Origin of the sequence: Streptomyces sp. NPDC050625 (genome assembly GCF_040654755.1) — a bacterium.
Classification (GTDB): domain Bacteria; phylum Actinomycetota; class Actinomycetes; order Streptomycetales; family Streptomycetaceae; genus Streptomyces.
This window is the reverse complement of record NZ_JBFAIQ010000020.1, coordinates 24,728-50,055: the sequence shown is the minus strand read 5'-3', so window position 1 is coordinate 50,055 and position 25,328 is coordinate 24,728. Positions and strand designations below refer to the sequence as shown.

Annotated in this window: 21 protein-coding genes and 1 pseudogene; 6 read left to right on the top strand and 16 right to left on the bottom strand. The window is 73.1% G+C overall.

Translation table 11 applies throughout. From position 1 onward, the window contains the following. Positions 1–64: 64 nt before the first annotated feature. From AB0I54_RS33120 to AB0I54_RS33100, 5 genes are all read right to left on the bottom strand, one after another. On the bottom strand, positions 65–1,492 hold the full coding sequence (locus tag AB0I54_RS33120) for a GNAT family N-acetyltransferase (RefSeq protein WP_363299926.1): 1,428 nt from the start codon (positions 1,490–1,492) through the stop codon (positions 65–67). A 104-nt stretch (positions 1,493–1,596) separates the two neighbouring features. After that, complete coding sequence (locus AB0I54_RS33115; RefSeq protein ID WP_363299925.1) at positions 1,597–4,257, bottom strand: DUF6493 family protein; 2,661 nt, start codon at positions 4,255–4,257, stop codon at positions 1,597–1,599. Beyond that, positions 4,254–5,666: an SWIM zinc finger domain-containing protein gene (locus AB0I54_RS33110; protein ID WP_363299924.1), complete on the bottom strand. Its 1,413-nt coding sequence runs from the start codon at positions 5,664–5,666 to the stop codon at positions 4,254–4,256. The genes AB0I54_RS33115 and AB0I54_RS33110 overlap by 4 nt, the downstream gene beginning before the upstream one ends. Before the next feature lie 140 nt (positions 5,667–5,806). Further along, the gene (locus AB0I54_RS33105; RefSeq protein ID WP_363299923.1) at positions 5,807–7,393 is read right to left on the bottom strand and encodes an alkaline phosphatase D family protein; all 1,587 of its coding nucleotides are present in this window, start codon (positions 7,391–7,393) and stop codon (positions 5,807–5,809) included. A 192-nt stretch (positions 7,394–7,585) separates the two neighbouring features. Beyond that, on the bottom strand, positions 7,586–9,016 hold the full coding sequence (locus AB0I54_RS33100; RefSeq protein ID WP_363299922.1) for a PLP-dependent aminotransferase family protein: 1,431 nt from the start codon (positions 9,014–9,016) through the stop codon (positions 7,586–7,588). Between AB0I54_RS33100 and AB0I54_RS33095 the strand changes: the two are divergent. Continuing rightward, a pseudogene (locus AB0I54_RS33095) lies at positions 8,968–9,849 on the top strand (DMT family transporter); the annotation flags it as partial. The gene AB0I54_RS33100 and the pseudogene AB0I54_RS33095 sit on opposite strands and share 49 nt — an antisense overlap. A gap of 93 nt (positions 9,850–9,942) precedes the next feature. On the opposite strand, the gene AB0I54_RS33090 reads toward AB0I54_RS33095, so the two are convergent. Then, positions 9,943–10,773 carry an alpha/beta fold hydrolase gene (locus AB0I54_RS33090; RefSeq protein ID WP_363299921.1) on the bottom strand — a complete coding sequence of 277 codons (831 nt, stop codon included), beginning with the start codon at positions 10,771–10,773 and terminating at the stop codon, positions 9,943–9,945. A 107-nt stretch (positions 10,774–10,880) separates the two neighbouring features. Beyond that, the gene (locus AB0I54_RS33085; RefSeq protein WP_363299920.1) at positions 10,881–11,534 is read right to left on the bottom strand and encodes an NAD(P)-binding domain-containing protein; all 654 of its coding nucleotides are present in this window, start codon (positions 11,532–11,534) and stop codon (positions 10,881–10,883) included. Between the two features lie 122 nt (positions 11,535–11,656). Between AB0I54_RS33085 and AB0I54_RS33080 the strand changes: the two genes are divergently transcribed. Next, positions 11,657–12,541 carry an RNA polymerase sigma-70 factor gene (locus AB0I54_RS33080; protein WP_363299919.1) on the top strand — a complete coding sequence of 295 codons (885 nt, stop codon included), beginning with the start codon at positions 11,657–11,659 and terminating at the stop codon, positions 12,539–12,541. A gap of 238 nt (positions 12,542–12,779) precedes the next feature. Further along, positions 12,780–13,541 (top strand): GntR family transcriptional regulator, encoded by a 762-nt coding sequence (locus AB0I54_RS33075; protein ID WP_363299918.1) that lies wholly within the window; start codon positions 12,780–12,782, stop codon positions 13,539–13,541. A gap of 425 nt (positions 13,542–13,966) precedes the next feature. Here AB0I54_RS33075 and AB0I54_RS33070 read toward each other — a convergent pair whose 3' ends face one another. From AB0I54_RS33070 to AB0I54_RS33060, 3 genes are all read right to left on the bottom strand, one after another. Continuing rightward, on the bottom strand, positions 13,967–15,124 hold the full coding sequence (locus AB0I54_RS33070; protein WP_363299917.1) for an ROK family transcriptional regulator: 1,158 nt from the start codon (positions 15,122–15,124) through the stop codon (positions 13,967–13,969). Between the two features lie 99 nt (positions 15,125–15,223). Beyond that, positions 15,224–15,886: a response regulator transcription factor gene (locus AB0I54_RS33065; RefSeq protein ID WP_363299916.1), complete on the bottom strand. Its 663-nt coding sequence runs from the start codon at positions 15,884–15,886 to the stop codon at positions 15,224–15,226. Between the two features lie 267 nt (positions 15,887–16,153). After that, positions 16,154–17,308, bottom strand: a complete 1,155-nt coding sequence (locus AB0I54_RS33060) for a histidine kinase (RefSeq protein ID WP_363299915.1) — start codon at positions 17,306–17,308, stop codon at positions 16,154–16,156. 107 nt (positions 17,309–17,415) lie between these two features. Here AB0I54_RS33060 and AB0I54_RS33055 point away from each other — a divergent pair, with 107 nt between their 5' ends. Genes AB0I54_RS33055 through AB0I54_RS33045 form a run of 3 tightly spaced genes read left to right on the top strand, consistent with a single transcriptional unit; the run spans position 17,416 to position 19,543 of the window. After that, positions 17,416–18,336: an ABC transporter ATP-binding protein gene (locus tag AB0I54_RS33055; protein ID WP_363299914.1), complete on the top strand. Its 921-nt coding sequence runs from the start codon at positions 17,416–17,418 to the stop codon at positions 18,334–18,336. Between the two features lie 2 nt (positions 18,337–18,338). Further along, positions 18,339–19,061, top strand: a complete 723-nt coding sequence (locus tag AB0I54_RS33050) for an ABC transporter permease (RefSeq protein WP_363299913.1) — start codon at positions 18,339–18,341, stop codon at positions 19,059–19,061. A gap of 41 nt (positions 19,062–19,102) precedes the next feature. Next, positions 19,103–19,543 (top strand): hypothetical protein, encoded by a 441-nt coding sequence (locus tag AB0I54_RS33045; RefSeq protein WP_363299912.1) that lies wholly within the window; start codon positions 19,103–19,105, stop codon positions 19,541–19,543. A gap of 4 nt (positions 19,544–19,547) precedes the next feature. Here AB0I54_RS33045 and mug read toward each other — a convergent pair whose 3' ends face one another. From mug to AB0I54_RS33015, 6 genes are all read right to left on the bottom strand, one after another. After that, positions 19,548–20,093 carry a G/U mismatch-specific DNA glycosylase gene (gene mug, locus AB0I54_RS33040; protein WP_363300039.1) on the bottom strand — a complete coding sequence of 182 codons (546 nt, stop codon included), beginning with the start codon at positions 20,091–20,093 and terminating at the stop codon, positions 19,548–19,550. Further along, the gene (purB, locus tag AB0I54_RS33035; protein ID WP_363299911.1) at positions 20,090–21,532 is read right to left on the bottom strand and encodes an adenylosuccinate lyase; all 1,443 of its coding nucleotides are present in this window, start codon (positions 21,530–21,532) and stop codon (positions 20,090–20,092) included. Before purB ends, mug begins: the two co-directional genes overlap by 4 nt. A 148-nt stretch (positions 21,533–21,680) precedes the next feature. Next, positions 21,681–22,028, bottom strand: coding sequence for a DUF4326 domain-containing protein (locus AB0I54_RS33030; RefSeq protein ID WP_363299910.1), 348 nt, complete (start codon positions 22,026–22,028; stop codon positions 21,681–21,683). Positions 22,029–22,033: 5 nt separating this feature from the next. Further along, complete coding sequence (locus tag AB0I54_RS33025; RefSeq protein ID WP_363299909.1) at positions 22,034–22,825, bottom strand: SGNH/GDSL hydrolase family protein; 792 nt, start codon at positions 22,823–22,825, stop codon at positions 22,034–22,036. Between the two features lie 70 nt (positions 22,826–22,895). Then, the gene (locus tag AB0I54_RS33020) at positions 22,896–23,909 is read right to left on the bottom strand and encodes a hemolysin family protein (protein WP_363299908.1); all 1,014 of its coding nucleotides are present in this window, start codon (positions 23,907–23,909) and stop codon (positions 22,896–22,898) included. Continuing rightward, positions 23,906–25,246 carry a hemolysin family protein gene (locus AB0I54_RS33015; protein ID WP_363299907.1) on the bottom strand — a complete coding sequence of 447 codons (1,341 nt, stop codon included), beginning with the start codon at positions 25,244–25,246 and terminating at the stop codon, positions 23,906–23,908. Before AB0I54_RS33015 ends, AB0I54_RS33020 begins: the two co-directional genes overlap by 4 nt. Positions 25,247–25,328 lie beyond the last annotated feature (82 nt).

Genomic DNA, 25,328 nt, shown 5'->3' with positions numbered 1-25,328 from the left:
GGGGTTCCGCCGGGCCGCTCGCCGTTCGCCGAGCGGACGCTCGGTCCCCTCTCTCTCAGGTCTCTCAGTCCCGGCGGGCCGTCCCGCCGAACTGCCCCTGCCTGCCGTCGTACGACAGCAGCGAGGTGACCGGGGCGGTGTCCAGGCGGGCCGTGATGACCAGCGTGCCCTCCTCGATCTGGTAGTCGAGGGGCAGCCCCAGACCGCGCATCGCGGTGACCATGCCGGTGTTGGACGCCTGCGTCACGGCATACACGCTCGCGCAGCCGGCCTCGACCGCCATCGCCACCAGACGGCCCAGCAGTTCGCCGCCGATGCCGCGCTGCTGCCACTCGTCCTCGACGAGCAGCGCGACCTCCGTCTCGTCGCCGTCCCACAGCAGATGACCGAGGCCGACGATGCGACCCGACGCCGTCTGCACGGCCAGCGTGCGCCCGAAACGCGGGCTCAGCAGGTGGTTCAGATAGCGGTCCGCGTCACCGATCGGCCCGTGGTAGCGCATGCCGAGCGTCCGCGCCGAGCACCGCTCGTGCATCGCCTTCGCCGCCTCGACGTCACGCGTGTCGGCCCGGCGCACCGTGATCGCGTTGCCCTCGGGCAGCGTCAGCACGTCCTGGCTGCGCGGGATGCGCGGGCCGAGCCGGGCGTCCAGCTCCACCAGCGCCCGCGCCCGGGCGAACTCGGTCGGCGTGAACGGCAGATACGGCCGCTCCACCGTGATCACTCCGCCCTCCGGCGCCCGCAACCGCATCACGGTGTCCTCAAGTACTCCCTCGGCCGGCACCTCCTCCGGTGCGCGGCGGCCGCCGACCGGCGTGACGGGCAGCGAACGGATGGTGCACCGTCCCAGCAACTGCCGCAGCGCCAGCGGAAGTTCCGCCGCGTCCAGCGCGGTGCGCGCCGCGAGGCCCAGGACCCGGGTCGGCGCGTCCACCAGATCGTGCGCGTCGGCCCGCTCGATCCAGGTGGTCGTGCCCCCCGCCCGCGAGACCGCACGGCTGATCTCGGCAGCCGGGAGCTCACCCGGGGCGCGCAGCAGGAACTCGTCCACCGTGCCCTCGGCCAGCGGATGCGTCTGCAGGCTCAGGATGTCGACCCGCAGCTCGGCGAGAGCCGTGCACAGCGCGGCCAGCGAGCCCGGCTCGTCCTTCACCGTCGTCCGCATCCGCCACAGCGTGCTCGGCCCGGCCACCGCCCGGGGCGTCGCCCCGCGCTCGTCGGACGGCCCGGCCTGGGTGATCGGCCGGGCACCGGTATCGCTCGTCGGCGGTGCGTGACCGTGGCGCCGTGACCACCAGATGTGGAACCCCGCCGTCGCGGCCAGCGCCACCGCCGAGATCAGCAGCAGCGCCGGGCCGTCGGGGCCGTGCCCGATCAGGTTCGCCACCACGTCCGCCACCGCGACGGCCGTGAACAGGGCGGCGAGTTCGACGACGTCCCGTCGCCAGTGGTGCACGGGACGCCCGTGCTTCGTCCGTGTCACATCAGACATTCCTCGATTCATGCAGCCACTGTGAAGGAACGGTGTTGCGTGATCACGAACGACTTGTGACCGATGGGTAAAGCATGCTTCTGCCCCTTTTGTTGTTCTTTCTATTACCGGGTGGGAGCGATCTGTTGCCGGGCGGGCGCGGCCAGGGCGTCCTGGAGTCTCCGGGCCTGGGTCACCAGCCGGGACGAACCACGCCGGGCGGCGGTCGCGGCGAGGTGCGGCAGCTCGCCGCGCGCCCCGGACCGCTCGGCGCACTCGGAGGCCACGGCCAGCAGGTCCCCGAGCCCGCGGGGCGACGCGGATCCCAGGTCCGCGAGCAGCACGCGCAGGGTGTGACGGAGCATCTCCCATATCGTCGCGTTCGCGCCCGTGGCCGCCGCCGTCCGGGCCGACTCGCCGAGCCGGAGCGGCTTCACCGTGCCGTTCCGCACGAGCAGGCCGAGATCCGTCCCCAGCCGCTGTGCGTCGAGCTGTCCGCGCGCGGCGAGCACCAGCAGCGCGTCCACCGCGGCGAGCCGGTCCTCCGCCTGCCGGGCGCCCAGCCCGTACGCCACGCACAGGTGCACGCTCTCGCCCGCCTCACCACCGGACTCGGCCAGCAGCGGGAGGACGCCGACGGGGCCCCGGGTGTCGTTCACGGCCGCCCTGGAGAGGTCGTGCACCATCCGTGCCGCCACCAGTTCGCGCTGCTCCGGGAGCGCGGCCAGCCAGTGCTGCCGCAGCTCGTCGTTCCAGTGGGAGCAGTGCCAGTGGGCTCCGTAGGCGGCGAGCGGACGCCCGAGCCGCTGGAATTCCACGGGGAAGTCCCCCTGCAGTTCCCGCAGTTCGCCGAGCTCGACCACGATCCGCGTCCCCGAGGTCTCCCGAGCGGCCCGGGGCAGGATGGGGCCCTTTGCGGACAGCCAACGGGCGAGCCGGTCTCCCTCCGCCGTGCCGAGCTCCGCCGCCCGCTGTGCCGCCGCGGCGGCCGCCGTCCGGTCCGTGCGCCGCACCCGCAGGAGGGCCTGTGCGAAGTCGGCCGCCGAGACACGGGCGCCCAGGCGCCGGTAGGTGCCGAGGCGGTCCACCAGCTCGTCCGGCTCCAGGAGTCCCGTGCTCCAGGTGGGCGTCGACAGCAGCAACGGCAGCGGGTCGGTGCGGAGCCGGTACGCCACCTCCCGCAGCCGGGCGTCGAACACCTGGGAAAGGCCACCGTGTATGCATCCGGGGCCGGTCGAGCCGTTCCGGAGCGCATGGTGGAGCGTGCTGGTCTTCACCCCACCGCGCAGCGTCGCGAGGAGGAGGTCGAGAGCGTCCTGGGCGCTGTGCAGGTCGTTGTGCTGGTTGAAGTACGAGTCCGCGTGGTGCCACTGGCCCGGTTCCGCGGTGTGCCAGTGGCGTCGGACGATCACCGGTTCGAGTGCCTCCAGCAGCGCGTCGAGGTTCTGGTGGGCCTGGCGCACCAGGCCGTCCAGGGTCCGCTCGAACGCGGTCACATCACCGCCGGCGGCCAGCAGGGCGCTCACCTCTTCGGCCAGTTCGACCGCCGTCCCGGGCGCCGCGCCGAGGCGCACCGGCTCCGGAGCGGGCGGCAGCACCTCCTCGTACACCGCCGGTTCCGGGTCCACGCCCGTGAGGCCCAGGCTCTCCACCGCGCGGATCCGCAGGGAGGGCGTCAACTGTTCCACCGCGAGCGCCAGTTCGTCTCGCAGGGCGTCGGAGTCGACCTTCTTCGCATGCCGCTCGACCAGTTTGAGCGCCCGCTCCTGCACCTGGGTGTCCTCGTGCCCGAACGCCTGGGCCGCCACGGGAAGCAGCTCGGCCGCCGCGGACGGATCGCGGGACAGCACCTTGCCGAGCAGCACGAGCTGGGCCCGCACCAGCTTCTTCTCGGCGCGGAACAGCAGCCCTTCGGAGGCCTCGGCCAGCAGGCGTGCGGTCAGCTCGCCGTCCAGCGCGAGGGAGGCCAGGACCGACTGGGCGTGGGCGGCGACGGGGGAGGCGGCGTCGCGGGCCAGGGCGATCCAGTCGGCGGTCCGCTCCCGCTCCTCCTCCCGGGTGAGGTCGAGCAGTTCGAGCAGGGGGAGGAAGACCCGGTGGTCGGTGGGGCCACCGCCGCGCAGCAGGCGGGCGACACAGGCGTCGACCATGGCCTTGCGTTCCAGTGATCCCTTCCGGGTGAGCTCGGCCAGGGCGCTCTGCCAGGAGTTCGGTCCGTCGCCGAACAGCCAGCGGACCTCGCTGAGATCCGTGAGGTCGAAGAGGCCATCCACGAGCCGGGCCAGATCCGGCTCCCCGCGCAGCCGGTCGAGGATCGGGCCCTGCCCCCAGGAGCCGCCGATGTGCCGGATCCAGCCGACCACATAGGCGTCCGTCACCGGGACGTCACAGCCCGCCCGGTGCACCAGCCCGGACATCAGCTCGTACGGCACGTCCGCGGACAACGGCCGCTGTGCGAGCCGGTGCGCCACATCGGCCAGCCATGCGCCGTCACGGCCCTCCAGCGCCTGCAGAAGCAGCTTGGGCGGCGCCTGCCACCAGCGCATGTCCGAGCCCGAGAGCCAGCTCGCGGCGGCCGCCGCGCCCGTGTGGCAGACCGCCCCGGCCGCGTGCAGCGCCGGGTAGGCGTTACTGGCCGCGTTGCCCCAGGGATCGGTCCGCAGCTCCTTGCGGAGCGCCTTCAACTCGGGCAGCAGCGCTCGCCGTTCGCCGTCCGTCATCCCCTTGAGCAGACGCAGCGTCTCGGCCGTCCGCCCCGCCCGCACCGCCGTCATCACCGCACTCATCGCGCACCCCCGTCGACTCCCGCGAACTCCTGCCCCACCACGGCACCCCGCCGCACCATCCGCACCGCCAGCGCGTGCTTGCACGGACCGCGCCCGCCGCGGTACTTCGCCCACCACAGACAGCTGCAGCTGAGCACCCCGGCCTCGTCGCGCACGCGGTGCACATGGCCGTCCTCGGCGGTCACGGTCCCCAGCGGCCCGTCCAGGGCGACCGCGCCCGCGTCCACCAGTGCCCGCGCCGAACGCAGCCGCGGATTGTGGCGCTCGACGCGCCCGGCGTCGTACGGCAGCTCCCGGTGGAAGTAGGCCGCCTCCGCCGTGTCGTAGCCGACGCGTCCTGAGGTGCCGAGCCGGACCAGGGCCGCGCGCACCCGCTCCGGGGTGAGCCCGCAGGAGTCGGCGAGGTCGGCGACGTCGACCCGGGGCTCCCAGGCCAGCAGCACCGCGACCAGCTCCGCGTCCTCGGCGGCCTCATCGGTGGCGAGCGCGTCCAGGACACCGCCCTCGCCGGAGAACCCGCGCGAGGCGTCGGGCGACAGCGTGAGCGTGAGCCGCATGCCCGGCAGGACCACCTCCCAGGCGGCCGCGGTGGCGCCGGCCCCGGCACCGGCGACCGCCGGGCCGTACACCCGCAGGGCCGTGGCGTGCCGCAGCACCCGCTGGAGCGCGGCCAGCCGCTCGGGGCCGGGCAGACACACCGCGCCCGGCACCGGCCGGGTCGTCGGCCGCAGCCCGCGGCCCACCGGCACCACCCAGCGCGGACCGCCCGCGGCACGCCCCGTTCCGCCCGCCCTGGGCAGCCCGCGCAGGAACCGCACCGCCTCGTCGGCCGGCAGCTCGGCCCGCAGGTCGAACCCGGCCGTTATCACCTGGGCCTCGGCGAATCCGCGCAGCCAGCGGTCCGGGAGCGGCACCTTCTTCTCCACCACCGGCCCGTCCAGCGTGGTGACTGCCAGCTCCTCGGGGCCCACGCGCAGATGGAGCGGGTCGGCCGTGCCGATCCGGGACAGGGCCTCGCGCAGCGGGTTGTTGACGTCGACGTTCGTCGTGCCGTGGCCCACCTCGCCGCCGTCGAGGCCGGGGCCGAGGACGTCCAGGCGCGCGTACACCCCGCCGCAGCCGGAGAAGGACTCGAAGCGCAGCCGGTCGCCGTTGCCGGTCACCACCGGGTCGAGCGAGGCGCGCAGCTGCGGCTGGTAGTAGCGCGCGGCCGCCACGTCGGCCACCGCGAGCAGTCCGGCAGCGGCGACCTGAGGCGAGGTCAGAAAGCCCGCGAAGAAACGCGGATGGTCCTCGACACCCGTGGGTGTCGCGCCCCGGGAGGTCTCGAGTCCGAGGCGTCGTCCGTCTGCTGCGGATTCCAGCACGGAGGGTTGGCGATAGGCCACGGCCTGTACAGATCGCGTCATGGAAAAACCGTAGAGGCGACCACTGACAATCTGTCCTGACCTGCGAAAACACCCCTCCCGGCGATGAGTTGGGAGGGGTGGTGCGGTGCCGCGCGCCGGGGGATGACGCCGGTGCGCGGCACACCGGAAGGGTACGGGAGTTACTGGCCGACCAGGCCCGGCTGGAGCGTCTGGGTGAACAGCACGGTGCCGTCCTGCTCGCGCAGCCGCACCGTCAGTTCCCCGCTGTGGCCGTCGATGTCGACCTCGCCGAAGAACTGGTAGCCACCGGCGGGCGAGACGTTCGAGGCGGTCGGCGCCTTCACGAACACCCGCTCCGGACCGAAGGTGTTGTCGAGGGCGTTGGCCGGGAAGGCCCCTGCGTTCAGCGGACCCGAGACGAACTCCCAGAACGGTTCGAAGTCGGTGAAGGCGGCCCGCGACGGCTGGTAGTGCTGGGCCGAGGTGTAGTGCACGTCCGCCGTCAGCCACAGCGTGCCCGTGATCCGCCGGTGCTTGATGAACCGCAGGAGCTCGGCGATCTGCAGCTCACGGCCCAGCGGCACGCCGGGGTCGCCCTGGGCCACCGCCTCGATGTTCGGCAGGCCCTCCGTGGAGTCGGGTACGACCAGCCCGAGCGGCATGTCGGCGGCGATCACCTTCCACACCGCCCGCGACCGGGACAGTTCCCGCTTGAGCCACTCCAGCTGCTCCCGGCCGAGGATGCCATGCGGGTCCACGGTCTGGTTGTCGGGGGAGTTGGCGTTGCGGTACGTCCGCATGTCGAGGACGAACACGTCGAGCAGCGGCCCCTGCCGCAGGACGCGGTACACCCGGCCGTCCTTCGCGCCCGGCCGCAGCGTCGAGACGGGGAAGTACTCGCTGAACGCCCGCCGGGCGCGCGCGGCCAGGACGTCGATGCTCTTCTCGGTGTAGCGGGTGTCCGAGGCGGCGATCACCTCGCCCGGGTACCAGTTGTTGCGCACCTCGTGGTCGTCCCACTGGATGATCGAGGGGACCTGCGCGTTGAATCGCCTGAGGTTCGCGTCGAGCAGGTTGTAGCGGAAATTGCCGCGGTACTCGGCGAGGGTCTCGGCGACCTTGGACTTCTCCTCGGTGGTGATGTTCCGCCAGGCGCTGCCGTCCGGCAGGGCCTGGGTGGCCGAGATCGGCCCGTCGGCGTAGACGTTGTCGCCGCTGCAGATGAAGAAGTCGGGGTCGAGTCTCGCCATCGCGTTGTAGATCCGGTAGCCGCCGAGGTCGGGGTTGATGCCCCAGCCCTGGCCGGCCAGGTCGCCGGACCACAGGAACCGCACGCCGTCGCGCCGGTGCGCGGACACGGTGCGGAAGGTGCCCGTCACCGGCTCGCCGGTGCGCCGCGGGTCGTCCGGGTCGGCGAGCAGCACGCGGTAGTGGATCTGCTCGCCGGACGGGAGGCCGCGCAGCCGCGTGGTGCCGGTGAAGTCGGTGTCCGGACCCAGCAGCGGACCGTGCCATCTGTGCGGGTTGCGGAACGAGTCGGTGGCCGACGTCTCCACGATCATCCGGGCCGGCCGGTCCGAACGCACCCACACAAGACCGGAGTCGGAGGTCACGTCGCCGGTCTGTACGCCCCAGCCCGCCTCGGGGCGCCCGGACAGGGCGAATGCCGGTGCCGTGCCCAGGGCCGTGGGCAGGGTCAGGGCCGCCGACGCGGCCAGGGAGCCGCGCAGGACGCTGCGGCGGCCGGGGAACGGACGTTGTGACATGAAAGGGGCCTCCTGAACGGGTTCCGGCCAATGTGCACTGCCACAACTACTGGTGCGCCGCAGCGCACACGGAAACCGCAAATGAACAACTGACCCCATCAAGAAGGGAACTGTTGTTCGATTTAGAGGGTTTCGGAGGCCCCGGCCGTCACCGCGGTGGCCCCGGCCCTCAACCGGCCGGCGCCCCGGCCCTCACCCGGCCAGCGCCTCGGCCATCAGCTGCACGCCCGCCCTGATCCGCGCCGGCGACAGGTGCGCGTACCCCAGGACCAGCCGGACACCGGAGTCATCGGCACGCGCGTGTGCGCACGCGCTGAGCGGACGCACCGCGACACCGGCGGCGGCCATCCGCTCCAGGAAGCGCTCCTCGGGCCCGTACCGTCGTGGCAGTTCGGCGATGGCGTGCAGACCCGCGGCGATCCCCGAGACCCTGGCCTGCGGGAAGTGCTCCTCCAGCGCCGCGACCAGGACGTCGCGCCGCTCGCGGTAGGCGCGCTGACAGCGGCGCAGCTGCCGGTCGTAGTCGCCATGCTCCAGGAAGCGCGCGAACAGCGCCTGGTCCAGTGAGGGGTGCCCGAGATCCATGGTCCGCTTGCGTTCGACCACCTCGTCGGCCAGCCACTCGGGCACGAGCAGCCAGCCCAGCCTCAGGCCCGGGGCGAGGGACTTGCTGACCGACCCCGTGTAGGCGACCCGCTCCGGGTCCAGCCCCTGGAGCGCGCCCACGGGGGCACGGTCGTACCGGAAGTCGCCGTCGTAGTCGTCCTCCAGGATGAGCCCGTCCACCGACCGGGCCCAGTCGAGCAACTCGGTGCGCCGCCGCGCCGAGTACGCCATCCCGGTGGGGAACTGGTGGGCCGGCGTCGTCACCACGGCGCGGACTCCCGAGGCGCGCAGCGGGTCCAGGGCCAGTCCCTCGTCGTCCAGGGGCAGCGGTACGGTGCCCATGCCGGCCGCGGCGTACAGGGCCTCGTGCTGCGGGCTCCCCGGGTCCTCGACGCCGACCGTGCGCATCCCGCGCGCGTGGAGCACGAATCCCAGCAGGGTCGTGGCCTGTGCGACGCCCGAGACGACCACGATCCGCTCCGGGTCGGCGGCCACGCCCCGGCGACGGCCCAGCAGTTCGGCGAGGGCGGTGCGCAGCCGGGGCAGTCCGCGCGGGTCGGGGTAGCCGAGGTCGTGGTGCGGCAGGTCCGCGAGCACCGCCCGCTGCGCCGCGGCCCAGGCGGCGCGCGGGAACAGCGACAGGTCCGGTGTCCCGGGGACGAAGTCGGCGCGCGCGCCGGGGGAGCGTGGCGCCAGGTCACGCGCGCGGGGCGGGGCTGTGCGTACGCCGCCGCCCACCCATGTGCCCGCTCCCCTGTCGCTGCGCAGATAGCCCTCGGCGGTCAGCTGCTCGTACGCCTCGGTGACCAGCCCGCGCGACACCCCGAGGTCGGCCGCGAGGTCCCGGCTCGACGGCAGCCGGGTGCCCGGCGCGAGCCGTCCCGAGCGGATCGCCTCACGCAGTGCCGCCTGGAGCGCGCGACCACGCGCGCGTGCCGGCGCCGACGCGGCCGGCAGCAGCAGTTCCCATGCGGCGGTGCCCGTCAGCCCGCCCCGACTGGTCTCCGAAGACGTCATGGAAGTGGACCTTAAACCGGGCCGCCGCGGTCCCTAGCGTCGCCGTCATGAACGCCACCCGTCGCGGCGCCCTGCTCGCCGCATTCGCCTGCGTGCTCGTCGGAGGCTCCTTCACCGCCAACAGCGTGCTCGGCGACTACCCGTACGCGGGCGGCCAGTTCCTGCGCTACGGACTGGCCGCTGTGCTGCTCCTCCCGCTCGCCGGCCGCGGGTCGACGCAGCGCCTGCGCGGGCTCACGCCCCGCCGGTGGGCCCGGCTGGCGCTGCTCGCGGCTGTAGGCATGGTCGGCTTCAACCTGTCCGTCATCGCCGCCGAGCGCACCGCCGAGCCGGCCGTACCGGGCGTCTTCGTGGGCTGCGCTCCCGTGGCGGTGGCGGTCGTCTTCCCGCTCCTCGACGGCCGCCGTCCGCTGCGACTCGTGCTGTACGGCGCGCTGCTGGTCGCCGTCGGCGCGTTCACGGTGCAGGGGTGGGGCCGTACCGACGCGGCCGGGATCGCCTTCTCCGTCTGCGCCCTGGCCGGTGAGGTCGGGTTCGCGGTCCTCGCGGTCCCCGTGCTGCGACCGCTGGGGCCGCGGCTGCTGTCCGCCACGGTGAGTGCCATTGCCGCCGTCGAGTCGGCCCTCGCCGGCGTCGTCCTCGACGGGGACGGGTGGCTGCGGCGCCCCGACGCCACCGAGGCCGCCGCGCTGCTCTGGCAGGCGGCGGTCGTCACGGTCGTCGGCTTCGTGTGCTGGTACATGGGCATGCAGCGGACCGGCGCGGAGCGCGCCACGCTGTTCTCCGGGCTCATCCCGGTGGCGGCCGCCTGCACCGCCCCGTTCGCCGGAACCGGCTCCTACGGTCTCGCCCAGGCCGCGGGCAGCGCCCTGGTGGGCGCCGGAGTCGCCCTGGGCTCGGGGGCCTTGACCGGGGTCCGGAGCCGGTCAGTGGCTGCCGTCGAGGATCACGCGGGCGACGAGCGCAGGGTCGTCGTTCATCGGGCAGTGCCCGCAGCCGGGCAGCCGCACCAGCCGGGCCCGGGGGATGACCTGCTTGGCACGGACGCCCTGGCGGCGCACCAGCAGCCAGTCCCTGGTGCCCCAGCCCACGGTGACTGGGATCCCCGGGAGGTCGTCGGTGAACTGGACGGCGGCACCGGCCCGCAGCGTCGCGTCGAATCCGGTGGCCTGGGCCAGCGCGAGCGTCTCGGCGACCACGGCCTCGGGTGAACGGCGGGCCGGACGGGCGTAGATGGTGCTCGTCAGGGCCGTCCGGCCGGCCGCGGTGCGGGCCAGCCGCTCGACCAGCGGCACCGGGAGCTGCTGGGAGATCCGCCGCATCGCGATGAGGACGCCGAAGGCGTACAGCCGCTCGGCCTCCGACCAGAACCCGGCCGGGGAGAGGGTGGTGACGGACCGTACGAGCTTCTCGCGGCCCAGCTCCAGGGCCAGCAGGCCGCCCAGCGAGTTGCCCGCCACGTGCGGATGGTCCAGGTCCAGTGCCTCGAACAGGGCGGCGAGCACGGAGTTGGTGGTGGGCAGGTCGTAGGCGAGGCCGTCCGGCAGCGCCGGGGACGCGCCGAAGCCGGGCAGATCCACGGCGATCACATCGCGCTCGGTCGCGAGGATGTCCACCACGGGGTCCCAGGCCTGCCGGTGGTGGCCGATGCCGTGCAGCAGCACCAGTGGTTCGCCGTCCCCCACGCGCGCGTAGGAGACGGTCACCGGCCGCTGGCCGTGCGCGGAGGGGACCGTGAAGGAGACGGTCGCGGACATGGGGTGCTCCTCGTCTGGACGGGCCGATGGACGCCGTAGACAGCTTGTCAGCAATTGCTACCGGCGGGTAGCCCCCAGTTGCGGCGTGTCGTGCCGCGGCAGGGGCTTCAACGCGCCGTGCGGACCTGCACGTTGAAGTCGGCGTGGCCGAGGCTCTGCATCAGATTCATCCACAGCGGCAGATACATCTCCAGGGAACGCGCCGCCCGGATACCGCCCAGGTCCAGGACCCTTTCGGCCGGCCAGCCGAACTCGCCGAGCATCGCCGTCACCTGCTCCTTGGCGTCGGCATCCTCCCCGCACAGGAACATCTGGTGCTCGCCCGGCACCCGCGCCGGATCCACCATCACCTGGCAGTTGACGGTGTTCAGCGTCTTCACCACGCGCGCGTGCGGGAAGGCCCGCTGGAGCCGTTCGCCCACACTGTCCGACTCGACCGGGTCCAGCCGCAGCTGCCCCTCCTCGAACGCCAGCGGGTTGGAGACGTCGATGACGACCTTGCCGTCGAGATGCGCCGTGCCGGCCGCCTCCAGAGCCGACTGCGCCACCCGACCGCCCACGGCGTTCACGATCACCTCGGCGGCCGCGGCCGCCTCCGCGAACGTCCCGGCACTCGCCCCGGCGCCCGCCTCCCGCGCCCATTCCAGAGCGGCCGGATTGTCCTTCGTGCGCGAGCCCAGGGTCACCTCGTGCCCCAACCGCACCAGCTTGCCCCCCAGTGTGCGGCCCACCTCGCCCGTGCCCAGCACCGCGTACCGCATCGGCCACCTCCCGCGTCCGGTCCGCCGACCGCCGACGGTCCGCCGATCATTGTGGTCCGGGCGCGCCCTGGACGGGTCGATTCCGCCTGGACACCGCGCGTTGTGTCGGCTGGGATGGAGGCGTGAGCGCCGACACCGTGACCGACGTCTTCGAGGAGCACCGTCCCGTTCTCATGGGCGTCGCCTACCGCATGCTCGGGCGGGTGGCCGACGCGGAGGACGTGGTCCAGGACGCCTGGCTGCGCTGGTCCGGCGCGGACCGCGGCGACGTGCGCGAACCGCGCGGCTATCTGGTGCGCGTGACCACCCGGCTGGCCATCGACCGGCTCCGCCAGATCCGGGCGCGGGGCGAGGCTTACGTCGGCCCGTGGCTCCCGGAGCCGTACGTCACCGACTTCGGCGACACCGTCCCGGACACGGCGGAGCGCGCCGTGCTGGCCGATTCGGTCTCCCTCGCCGTGCTCGTCGTGCTGGAGTCGCTGTCCCCGCTGGAGCGCGCCGTGTTCGTGTTGCGGGAGGCGTTCGCCTATCCGTACGCGGACATCGCCGCCATGCTCGACCGCGGCGAGGCGGCGGTGCGTCAACTCGCCGGACGGGCCCGCCGGCACGTCGACGAGCGGCGGCCGCGCTACGAGGTCGACCCGGCCCAGCGCCGGGACCTGACGGAGCGGTTCCTCGCCGCGGCGGCCGAGGGCGACCTCGCGGGCCTGATGGCACTGCTGGCCCCCGACGTCCGCCTGGTCGGCGACAGCGGCGGCAAGGCGAAGGCACCGCTGCGGATCCTGGAGACCGCCGACAAGGTGGGCCGGTTCGTCATCGGCGCCGCGCGCAAGGACGGAACCGGGCTGTCCTTCTGCCTCCTGGAGGTCAACGGCGGCGTCGCGGTGCTGGCCCTGTCCGGGGACAAGCCCGACAGCGTGCTGCAGATCGATGCCGCCGACGGCGTCGTCCACGCGGTGTACGTCATCCGCAACCCCGACAAGCTGCGGTCCCTGGCCGCAGGCTGAGCCGTACCGCCCGAGGCCCCGTCACGCGACGGGAGCTTTGCCGCGATGTCACGAACACGGCCTTGTGAGAACGCCTCATGAACGCTCCGCGGCGCCGGTCCTGTGCGTTGCGTAAGGGATCGAGGATTGGTCTTGACCAAGGGTGGGGGCCGTCCTATGGTCGCAGATAAGTACAACAACCTTTAATAAACAAGGGCGCCAAAAACGCCGCCGGACCACGGCGATTGCGGAGGACAGGGTGGGGACCACGCAGCTGGAATCGGTGCCGGAACCGAAGTACTGGCACCTGAAGACCGTGCTCAGTGAGGCACTCGACTCCGAGTTCTCGGTCGGCGAGATCCTGCCCAACGAACGCGACCTCGCCGCCCGCTTCGGAGTCGCCCGCGCCACGCTCCGCCAGGCCCTCGAACAGCTTGAGCTGGAAGGCCGGCTGCAGCGCCGCCGCGGAGTCGGGACGACCGTCGCCCCGCCGCGCGTCGGCGTGTCCGTCGGCGCCGAGCAGCACGTCTGGCCGGGCGCCGCCGGTGACGCCTGGCAGCCCGCCGACAGCACGCGGACGGCACCGCCCGCCACCGTCGCCGCCGCCCTGGGGACCGACCCCGAGGAGCCCGTGCACACCGTGCGCCGCTCCCGTGTCTCCCACGGCCAGCCGGTCGCCGCCGAACTGCTCTACATCCCGGCCTCCTCGGTGCCCGACCTGTCGGCGATCGACACACCGAACGGCACGGCACGCGCGCGTGCCGTCCTGCGCGAACTGCAGCGCCTGGAGCTGGAGGGCCAGGAGCGCTCCGTGGAACTCGGCTCGGCCCGCGCCGACGACGCCAAGGAACTCGACCGCCTTCCCGGCGCGCCCGTCCTCGTCGTCACCACCCGCTTCTTCGCCGAGGGACGCACCGCCGCACTCTCCGTCGCCACCTACCGCGCGGACACCTGCCGGCTGACCTTCGGCGACTCCGGAGGCGTGGAGATCCACCACGGCCCCGAGCGGCAGGCCTCGTAACCCAGCGCCACCGCCGCCCCGACACGCACCGACCGCGCCCCGGAACCTCACCGGGGCGCGGCGCTTTTCCCAGCCGTCGGCGCGATGTCCACGATCGGCCCGGGGGAGGCGTCGCTTGGCCGCTGCCGCGTGTCGGCACGCTGTTCCGGCAGCCGTGCGGATGGTCCCGGCGGTCCCGGGGGTGAGTGCGGCGGTGGCGCTGTCGCGGCCAGGCGCGTCGGACGCAGAGCCGACGGCAGTGTCGGTCGGCCCTCGGCCCGGCACCGCTCGGCAGCCGCCAGGCCTGGCGCGTTGCTCCTGAAGCCGACGGGGGACGCCTCGTCGCCGCTCGGGTCGGTGCCGGCCGGTCTCGCGTGCGGCGCGCTTCACCGGCAGCGGCACCGACTCTCCGCAGCGGCCGTACGCCGTGCCCGCCGCGCCCGGATTCAGCGGCGCGCGGTCACCGTGCCCTCCACCGCGAACAACTGCTCCTCCACATGGTCCAGGGCGAGCCGCAGGGCGCCCGTGGCCACGGCCGCCTCGCCCAGGAGGGAGAGCGTCACCTTGGGGGGCCGCAGACAGTAGCGGGCCAGTTCATGGCGCAGCGGCTCCAGCACGCCGTCCAGACCGGCCGCCCAGCCGCCGACGACCACCAGCTCCGGGTCCAGGGCCAGGACCAGTGCCGCCACGTCGTGGACCAGCCGCTGGATGAAACGGTCGACGGCCGCGCGGGCCCGTTTGTCGCCCTCGCGCGCGAGCGCGAACACCTCCGCCACCGCCTGCTCGTCCAGCGGGTGCAGCGGCTCGTCCGTGGTGGACAGGAGCGTCTCCGGGGTCGCCTCCCGGCCCAGCAGATGCAGCGCGCCGATCTCTCCGGCCGCCCCTCCGTACCCGCGGTGCAGCCGCCCGCCGATCAGCGAACCGGCGCCCGGGCTCAGTCCCGCCAGGACGAACACGACGTCGTCCGACTCGGTCGCGGCGCCCTTCCAGTGCTCGGCGACGGCCGCGGCATTGGCGTCGTTCTCGACCAGGACCGGGCACTTGAAGGAGCGGCTGAGCCGCTCGCCGAGCCGCAGACCCGTCCACTGGGGAAGCGCGGTGCCGAGCCGCACGGTGCCGTCGGCCTCGACGATCCCCGGTGCGCCGACGCCCACCGCACGCAGTGAGCCCCGTGGGACCCCGGCCCGGCGCAGCAGCTCGGCGACGGCCGTCCGCAACCGCTCCAGGCGCTCGTCCGCGTCGGCCGTCTCGTCGACCTCCTTGGCCTGCGCGCCCAGCACCCGGCCGTCGAGGTCGGCCAGGAGCGCGGCGACGCGGTGCGCCCCGATCTCCAGGCCCAGCAGATGTCCGGCCTCGGCCCGGAACCGGAAGCGCCGTGCGGGCCGCCCCTGACGCCGGGTGACGCCCTCCTCGGCGGCCTTCTCGACGACGAGACCGCCCTCGATGAGCCCCTCGACGACGCCCTCGACGGTCGGCCGGGACAGTCCGGTGACCCGGGTGATCTCGGTGAGCGTCGCACAGTCCGTGGCACGCAGCGCGTGCAGCACCACCGCGGAATTGATCCTTCGGAGCAGCGAGGGATCGCCGCCGGTCAGCCGCCCCAACGTCCGTCCTCCCAGCTCGTGCGCGTGTTGGGCGGATCGTACTCGGCACGGCGGAGCCGGGCGAGTGCCGGGCCGCCCGGGACGCGTGGGCGCACTTGATCAGCCGGGTGCCACGAACCCCGACTCGTACGCCGTGATCACCGCCTGGGTGCGGTCCCGGGCGCCGAGCTTCGCCAGTACGGCGCTGACATGCGACTTGACCGTCTCGGTGCCGACGACCAGCCGGTCCGCGATCTCCGCGTTCGACAGCCCCCGGGTCATCAGCCGCAGCACCTCGGCCTCCCGCTCGGTCAGCCGGGCCCGCTCCAGCACGGCGCGCGCCGCCCGGTTTCCACTGCCGTCGCCGTACTGCGCGGCGAGTTGGCGCACCGACGCGGGGAACAGCAGCGACTCGCCCGCCGCGACCAGCCGCACGGCGTGCACGATCTCGGCGGGCCGGGCCCGCTTCAGCAGGAACCCGTCCGCGCCCGCGCGCAGCGCCTCGTACACGTACTCGTCGTTCTCGAACGTGGTCACCACCAGGATCTTCGGCGGATCGGCGACGGTGCGCAGCACCGCGCGCGTGGCCTCGATCCCGTCCAGCAGCGGCATCCGTACGTCCATGGCGACCACATCGGGCCGCAGCTGCCGCACCAACGGGATCACCGCCGCCCCGTCGGCCGCCTCGCCGACCACCTCGATGTCGGACTGCGCCTCCAGCACGGCTCGCAGACCGGCGCGGACCAGGGGTTCGTCATCGACGAGGAGAACGGTGACCGGCATCCGCCAAGCCTAGGGGATGTCGTTTGGATCATGCCGGCGTCGCGGGGTCTGGCACGCACTCCCCCAAGCTCTTCGAGCAGGGGGGACCCCCAGCCGCGTTGTCGTCACTCTCCCCCAAGCTCTCGGCTTCGTTCGAGCAGGGGGGACCCCCATCGCTCCGCGTCGACTCCCTCCTCCGCCTTGCAGCTGCACGCACCAGACCCCGCTCGGGTCGGCCGACCCGCACCGTTCGTCACGGCCGACCTGATCCAAACGACACCCCCCAGATCACCGCAACGGCAGTTGGGCGTGCACCTGCCAGTCGCCCTCGTGCGGTCCGGTGTGTGCGCGGCCGCCGAGCAGGGCCGCGCGCTCGCGTATGCCCCGCAGCCCGCTGCCCCGGCCGGGACCGGGTACCGGGGCCTTGAGCGGATTGCGCACCTCCAGCGCGAGGGTGCCCCCGGCCACCGTGACACGCACCCGCACCGGCACGGCCCCCGCATGGCGCAGCACATTGGTCAGCGCCTCCTGGAGGATGCGGTAGCCCTCGCGGGAGACCGGTCCCGGCACCGTCTCCACGGGACCGGTCACCTCGGCGTCGACCTTGGCGCCGGAGGCGCGCGCGGAATCCAGGAGCCGGTCGGCGTCGGCCAGGGTGGGCCGGCCGCTCACCGGCCGCTGCGACTCGCGCAGGACGCTCAGCACCCGCTCCAGGTCCTCCAGCGCGGCCCGCCCCGTCTCCTCGATGGCGCTCAGGGCGCGGTCGGTGAACTCCGGGTCGCCCGCCGTCCGCGCAGCGCCCGCCTGTACCACCGCCACCGTCAGCGCGTGCCCGATGGAGTCGTGCAGCTCACGGGCGATACGGGTGCGCTCCAGGAGCTGCTCGGTCCGCTCCTCCAGGGCGGCGAGCCGCTCGGCGGCGGACGTACCGAGCAGCCGCCGCGCGACGGCGGTCACGAGCTCGCCGAGACCGAGGAGGGCGCCATAGAGCGCGACCAGGGGGAGCGGGATCAGCAAGGCGTAGGCCCAGTGCGGCTCCGCCCGGTTCAGCACCGGAATGTCGGCGGGAACCCGTCCCCACGCCATGCTGCCGAGTTCGTACGCGAGCAACGGCAGCCACACCGAGGCCATCGAGGTGGCCACGCCCAGGACCAGCCGCACCTCCATCCACAGCACCGTGCGCAGCCGGTCCGACCAGGTCGCCGACGGCGTCACGGAGATCCCCGGCTCCGCCACGCCGGGCGTGAGCAGCAGCCGCGCCTGCACGCCCTCGCCCATCCGCACGACCGGGAGGAGCCCGAACGGAACGAGCACGAGCGCGGGCACCCACGGCTTCGACGAGTCGATGAACATCCACACGCTGAAGATCAGCATCGGCAGCCACAGATGCAGCAGCCGCGTGTACGTCGTCCCCCGCGTCAGCGGGCGCAGAAGGCGGGCCATCGGACCATCGTGGCAGGTGGCACCGACAACAGGCCTCCCCCGGGCGGGGGAGAGGATCTCCACCGACGGGGGAGGAACCAACGCCCGTGAGACGTCAGGGTGTTGCCATGACCAGCATCGACGTACGAGACCTCACCAAGGAGTACGGCAGCCGACGGGCCGTGGACCACCTCACCTTCCGCGTCCGCCCCGGCCGCGTCACGGGCTTCCTCGGCCCCAACGGCGCCGGAAAGTCGACCACCATGCGGCTCGTCCTCGGCCTGGACCGGCCGACCTCAGGCACCGCCACGATCGGCGGCCGCGCCTACGCTGAACTCCACGAGCCCCTGCGCAAGGTGGGCGCCCTGCTCGACGCGCGGGCCGCGCACGGCTCGCGCACCGCACGCGACCATCTGCGGGCCCTCGCGGCCGGCAACCGCATCCCGGACCGCAGGATCGACGCCGTGCTGGAACAGACCGGACTCGCCGCCGTGGCCCGGCGCCGGGTGAAGACGTACTCCCTCGGTATGCGCCAGCGGCTCGGCATCGCCGCCGCCCTGCTCGGCGACCCGGAGGTGATCCTGCTGGACGAGCCCGCCAACGGCCTCGACCCCGAGGGCATCGTCTGGATCCGTACCCTGCTGCGCTCACTGGCGGCGGACGGCCGGACCGTCCTGGTCTCCAGCCATCTGATGCACGAGACCGCCGCCTTCGCCGACCACCTCGTGATCCTCGGCCGCGGCCGCCTCCTCGCCGACACCCCCGTCCAGGACTTCATCCACGCACGCGTACGGCCCCGGGTCAGGATCCGTACCACCGACGACGCCGCGCTCGGCGACCTGCTTGCCCGGCACGGTCACGACGCCTCCCGCGGCGAGGACGGGACGTGGACCGTACGGCACGCGCGCGTGGACGACCTCGGCCGCCTCATGTCCGAGGCGGGCGTGCCCGTACTGGAACTGGCCGCCCAGGAGGCCACCTTGGAGCAGGCCTACTTCGATCTGACCACGGCCGAGGCCGAGTTCACCACCCAGCCCCAGGAGGCCTGACCATGCCCTTCGCACCCGTCCTGCACGCGGAGTGGATCAAGATCCGGACGCTGCGCTCGCTCGTCGGCAGTCTGGTGGCGATCCTCGTCACCACCGCCGCCTTCTCCGCGCTGGCCTCCGCCTCCGCGGACGCGGGCACCGACGACACGGACCCGCTGTTCTCGGTGTTCTTCGGCATCAGTTTCGGGCAGATCGCCGCGATCGCCTTCGGTACGACGGCCCTGTCCTCGGAGTTCCGGGGCGGCGCCCTGCGGCTGACCCTGGCGGCCGTGCCCGACCGGCGGCGCTGGTTCGCCGCGAAGGCCACGGCGATCGCCCTGCCCGTCCTCGCCGTCGGGCTGGTCACCGGGGTGGTGACCCTGCTGGTGGGCAAGGCCGTCCTCGGCGCCTCCGGGCCGACCTGGGCCGAAGGAGTGCGCGGCGCGCTCGGCTGTGGCCTGCACCTCACGCTGATGGCACTGTTCGCCGCCGGACTCGCGGCCGTGCTGCGCAGCGGCGTCGCGACCCTCTCCATCCTGATCCCGTTCCTGCTGATCGTGTCCTTCGTCATCGGCGACCTGTCCGCGGGTGTCGCCGACTACCTGCCCGACCGGGCCGGCCAAGTGGCCCTGCACAGCACGTGGGACGGCTCCCTCGGCCCCTGGACCGGGCTCGCGGTGACCGCGCTGTGGGCTGCGGCGGCCCTGTGCGCGGGCGCTTGGAGCATCCAGCGCAGGGATGCCTGACAGCCCGCCAATTGTCAGTGGGGCCCGCTTTACTGGATCACATGGACATCGCGAACTGCCTTGCTGTGATCGAGCGGCTGTGCGCCCGGGAGTTCCCCGCGGCGGACGGCAGGACCGACGTGGGCACGGGCGGGCCGGGGTATCTGATAGCCGAGTTAGAGACCAGCGGCGATTTCCACGAGGACGACGGCACCGAGCGGGAGGAGACGGAGGCGCAGTACGAAGCCGACCGGGACGCGTTGGCGGAGCGGCTCGCCGAGCGGTGGGGACCGGCGGACGTGTTCAGCCTGGACAGCGTGTTCCGGCGCGGCCTGGAGGGGGAGGAGGCGGCGGAGCCGTGGGGCACGCTCGCCTCCCACGTCCCCGATGTGCATCTGTGGCGGACGGACTCGGGCCGCTGGCTCGCGCTGGGCGTGTCCCAGTGGGACACCGAACTGCCCTTCCAACTGCTGGCGGTGGTCACCGAGACCGACCCACCCTGACCCATCAGCTCCGCGCGGCCTCCCGCAACCGCCCGAACTCCTCCGCCATCGTCGCCGCCGTCCAATGGGCGTTCAACCCGCTGGGATTGGGCAGCACCCACACACGCGTGTCCCCGATCGTCCGCTCCTGCGGCCCCACCTGGGCCCCGCGGTCCCCGAAGGCGGCCCGGTAGGCGGTCACCCCGACCACGGCCAGCCACGTCGGCCGCAGCCGCGTCACCTTCGCCGACAACAGCCGCCCGCCCTCCACGTACTCCCGCGGTGTCAGCTCGTCGGCCCGCGCGGTCGCCCGCGCCACGACGTTGGTGATGCCGAGTCCGTACGCCGGCAACTCCTGCTGCTCCGCGGGCTTCATCAGCCTCGGCGTGAACCCGGACCGATGCAGCACCGGCCAGAACCGGTTCCCGGGACGGGCGAAGTGGTGGCCCGTCGCCGCCGTCATCAGCCCGGGATTGATCCCGCAGAACAGCACCTGGAGACCGGCCGCGACCACGTCGGGGACGAGACGGTCGCGGGCGGCCTCCAGTTCCGCCTGGGTGAAGCGGGTCAGAGGATCGCCCCCGGCGTGTATCCGGCGGCCTCCGGGTGCTGCTTGACGATCTCCTGGATGCGCCCGACGACGACACCCACCTGGTCGGCGGCGGCGCCGGTGAAGGACAGCTTGTCGGCCATCAGCTCGGCGAGCTGTGCGCGGTCGAGCGGGAGGCGCTCGTCGGCGGCCAGCTTGTCGAGCAGGTCGTTGCGCTCGGCGCCCTGCTCGCGCATCGCGAGCGCGGTGGCGACCGCGTTCTCCTTGATCGCCTCGTGCGCGACCTCACGGCCGACGCCCGCGCGTACCGCGCCCATCAGCACCTTGGTGGTGGCGAGGAACGGCAGATAGCGGTCGAGCTCACGGGCGACGACCGCCGGGAAGGCACCGAACTCGTCGAGCACGGTCAGGAAGGTCTCCAGCAGACCGTCGAGCGCGAAGAAGGCGTCCGGCAGGGCGACCCGGCGCACCACCGAGCAGGACACGTCGCCCTCGTTCCACTGGTCGCCCGCCAGCTCGCCCGTCATCGAGGCGTAGCCGCGCAGGATGACCATGAGGCCGTTGACGCGCTCGCAGGAGCGGGTGTTCATCTTGTGCGGCATCGCGGACGAGCCGACCTGACCGGGCTTGAAGCCCTCGGTCACCAGCTCGTGTCCGGCCATCAGCCGGATCGTCTTGGCCAGCGAGGACGGCGCCGCCGCCAGCTGCACCAGCGCGGTCACCACCTCGTAGTCCAGCGAGCGCGGGTAGACCTGGCCGACCGAGGTGAAGGCCCGCGAGAAGCCGAGGTGCGCCGCGATCCGGTCCTCCAGCTCGGCGAGCTTCGACGCGTCGCCGCCCAGCAGGTCCAGCATGTCCTGCGCCGTACCGACCGGGCCCTTGATGCCGCGCAGCGGGTAGCGGGACAGCAGCTCCTCGATGCGGCCGTGGGCGACGAGCAGCTCGTCGGCCGCGGTCGCGAAGCGCTTGCCGAGGGTGGTGGCCTGGGCGGCGACGTTGTGGGACCGGCCGGCCATGACCAGCTCGGCGTACTCGCCGGCCAGCCTGCCCAGCCGCGCCAGGACGGCCACCGTACGGTCGCGCATCAGCTCCAGCGAGAGCCGGATCTGCAGCTGCTCGACGTTCTCCGTCAGGTCGCGGGACGTCATGCCCTTGTGCACGTGCTCGTGCCCGGCGAGGTCGTTGAACTCCTCGATACGGGCCTTCACGTCGTGCCGCGTGACCTTCTCGCGCTCGGCGATCGAGGCCAGGTCGACGGTGTCGAGGACGCGCTCGTAGTCGGCGATCGCCTCGTCCGGCACCTCGATGTCGAGGTCCTTCTGGGCGCGCAGCACGGCGAGCCAGAGCTGCCGCTCCAGCTTCACCTTCTGCTCGGGGGACCAGAGCGTGGCGAGCTCGGCGGAGGCGTAGCGTCCGGCGAGGACGTTCGGGATGCGGGGCTTGGCGGGCGCTGAAGTCACGTGTACGGATTCTACTGGCGATTCATGCAGGCCAGCGCCACGGGCCCGTTCGGCGGAACCTACAAGGGGCCGACGAGGCCCAGGACACGTCGTCCCCGAGGCCCAGGACACGTCGTCTCCGAGGCCCGGGGAACATCGTCCGAGAGGCCTAGGACACGTCGTCCGTCTCGGCCAGTTCCGCCAGCACGTCCGCATGGCACGGCTCGGGTGCGCACCAGCAGGCCAGCCTCTTCCCGCGCAGCTCCGGCACCAGGTCGAGCAGGTCGGGCCGCTCCAGCAGATACGCCTGGTACATCGCGATGACCTCGGCCCGGGTGCCCTGACGCTTCTTCTTCGGGGTGTCGTAGGCGAAGGGGTTGTACAGCGGGTGCCGGGGCAGGTCCCAGCCGCCCAGCGTCCAGCGCCGGCCGACATAGACGACGTCCTCGGGGGCGTGCTCCAGCCGGGGGCCGAACTCGTGGATCCGGCCCCGGACGTTGATCACCCGCGTGGTCACGGCCGCTACGCCGCCGGACCCTCGTACGGCAGCAGCTCCGGCCGCTTCGCCGGGCGGCCGTCCCCGGACGAGCGGCCGGTCAGCCGGCGGCCTATCCACGGCAGCAGGTGCTGCTTGGCGAACCGCGCGTCCGCGGCCCGCCGGGTGACCCAGCCCGGTGGCGGCGTGGCCGCCACCGGGGTGCGCCACTCGGTGTCCTCGGGCGTGTAGCCGAGCGTCTGCCAGACCGCCTCGGCGACCCGCCGGTGCCCCTCAGCCGTCAGATGCAGCCGGTCCACGTCCCACATCCGCGGGTCGGCCAGCGAAGGCGCCCCGTAGAGGTCCACCACCGCGGCGCCGTGCCGCACCGCCAGCTCGTCGACGCAGGCGAACAGCTCCTCCATGCGCGGCCGGAACCGCTCCAGGACCGGGCCCTCTCGGCCGGGGCTGCGCATCAGCACCAGTTGCCCGCAGGCGGGCGCCAGACGCTCCACGGCCTCCGTCAGCAGACCCTTCACCCGTCCCATGTCGCACTTGGGCCGCAGTGTGTCGTTGAGCCCGCCGACCAGGGTGATCACATCGGGGTTCATGGCCGCCGCGACGTCGATCTGCTCGTCGACGATCTGCCCGATCAGCTTGCCCCGCACCGCCAGGTTGGCGTACCGGAAGCCGGGGCTGCGGGCGGCCATCCGCGCCGCGAGGAGGTCGGCCCAGCCCCGGTAGGAGCCGTCCGGCAGCAGGTCCGACATGCCCTCGGTGAAGGAGTCGCCGACCGCGACCAGGCTGGTGTGGGTGGGGTGCGTGGGATTCGTCTGCATGGCGACAGCGATGGTATCCCGGCTCCATACCCAGCGGTCGGTCGGCCCCCGGCCGCCGACCCGGCGGCGGTCAGGCGTGCTGCCCGAAGAGCTCCCGCAGCACGTCCTCCATCGTCACCAGCCCCGCGAGCCGTCCGTCCGCGCCGAGCACGCCCGCCACATGCGTACGGCTGCCGCGCATCGCGGTGAGCACGTCGTCCAGCGGGGTGTTCTCCCGCACGCGCGCGATCGGCCGCATGTCCCGCAGCCGGAACCCCTCGTCCCGCGGCGAGGCGTCCAGGGCGTCCTTGACGTGCAGATAGCCCACGATCCGACGGCCCTCGTCCACCACGGGGAAGCGGGAGAAGCCCGACTCCGCCGACAGCCGCTCCAGCTGCTCAGGAGTGACACCCACGCGCGCGTAGACGACGCGTTCCAGTGGGACCACCACGTCCCGCACCGGCCGGCTGCCCAGCTCCAGGGCGTCGTGCAGCCGCTCCCGCGCCCGGTCGTCGATCAGGCCCGCCTCACCGGCGGCCTTGACGATCTGGGCCAGTTCCGCGTCCGAGAAGGTCGCCGCCACCTCGTCCCTGGTCTCCACCCTGAGCAGCTTGAGCAGTCCGTTGGCGAAGGCGTTGACCGTGAAGATCACCGGACGCAGCGCACGGGACAGGGCGACCAGGGGCGGGCCGAGCAGCAGCGCGCTGCGCACCGGTTCGGCGAGCGCGATGTTCTTCGGCACCATCTCGCCGAGCAGCATGTGCAGATACGTCGCCAGCGTCAGCGCGATCACGAAGGACACGACGTGACCCGCGCCCTCGGGCACGCCCAGCGCATGGAACACGGGCTCCAGCAGATGCGCGATCGCCGGCTCCGCGACCACACCCAGCACCAGCGTGCACAGCGTGATGCCGAGCTGGGCGGCCGCCAGCAGCGCCGACACGTGCTCCAGGCCCCACAGCACTGCCTTCGCGCGCCGGTCGCCCTGCTCGGCGTGCGGCTCGATCTGGCTGCGGCGCACCGAGATCAGCGCGAACTCGGCCCCGACGAAGAAGGCGTTGGCGACCAGTGTCGTCAGACCGATCAGCAACTGTACGGCGGTCACTTCGCGCCCTCCTCCCGCGTACTGTGCTCGTCGTCGAGCGGCGCGTGCAGCAGCACCCGGGCCGCCCGGCGCCCCGACGCGTCCACCACGTCCAGCCGCCAGCCGGCCACCTCGACGCGGTCGCCGGTCCGCGGTATGCGGCCCAGTGCGGTCGCGATGAGGCCGGCCAGTGTCTCGTACGGCCCCTCGGGCGCCCGGAGGCCCACGCGCGCGAGCTGGTCCGTGCGGGCGGCGCCGTCCGCCGAGTACAGCGCCCGGCCCTCCTCGTCGGCCCCGGCGGGGGCGAGATCGGGGGTCTCGTGCGGGTCGTGCTCGTCCCGCACCTCGCCGACGACCTCCTCGACGATGTCCTCCAGGGTCGCGACGCCCGCCGTACCGCCGTACTCGTCGATGACGACGGCCATCGTGCGCTTGCCGGAGAGCCGGTAGAGGAGCCGGTCGACGGTGAGCGACTCGGGGACCAGCAGGGGCTCGCGCATCACCTGGGAGACGGGCCGGTGCGGCCGCTCGTCGGCGGGCAGGGCCAGGACGTCCTTGATGTGCGCGATGCCGACGACCGAGTCGAGGCTGCCGCGGTACACCGGGAACCGGGACAGCCCGGTCGCCCGGGTCGCGTTCGCCACGTCCTCACAGGTGGCCTGGACGTCCAGGGCGACGACCTGGACGCGTGGCGTCATCACGTTCTCCGAGCTGAGGTCGGCGAGGTTCAGGGTCCGTACGAACAGTTCGGCGGTGTCGGCCTCCAGGGCGCCCTGCTTGGCGGAGTGCCGGGCCAGCGCCACCAGCTCCTGGGGCCCGCGCGCGGAGGCCAGCTCCTCGGCGGGCTCGACGCCGAAACGGCGCACCACATGGTTGGCCGTGTTGTTGAGGTGGGTGATGAAGGGGCGGAAGGCGGCGCTGAACAGGCGCTGCGGATTGCCCACCCGCTTCGCCACGGCCAGCGGCGAGGAGATCGCCCAGTTCTTGGGCACCAGCTCGCCGACGACCATCAGGAACACGGTCGACAGAGCCGTGCCCAGCACCAGCGCGACCGAGCCCGCCGTGCCCGAGGAGAGCCCGAGCGCCTCCAGCGGCCCCGCGATCAGTTTGGCGATCGACGGCTCGGAGAGCATGCCGACCACCAGGTTGGTGACGGTGATCCCGAGCTGCGCGCCGGAGAGCTGGAACGTCAGGGTCCGTACGGCCTTGAGGGCGCCCGCCGCGCCGCGCTCGCCGCGTTCGACGGCCCGCTCCAGCTCGCCGCGCTCGACCGTGGTCAGCGAGAACTCGGCGGCGACGAAGGCACCACAGGCGATCGAGAGCAGCACCGCCACGAACAGGAGGAGCACTTCGGTCATCGGGTCACCTCCGTCCCATCGTCGGACAGGGCAGGGGGGAACGCGCGATGTCGTTGACCGGGAGGCTCGCCCATGGGCGGAC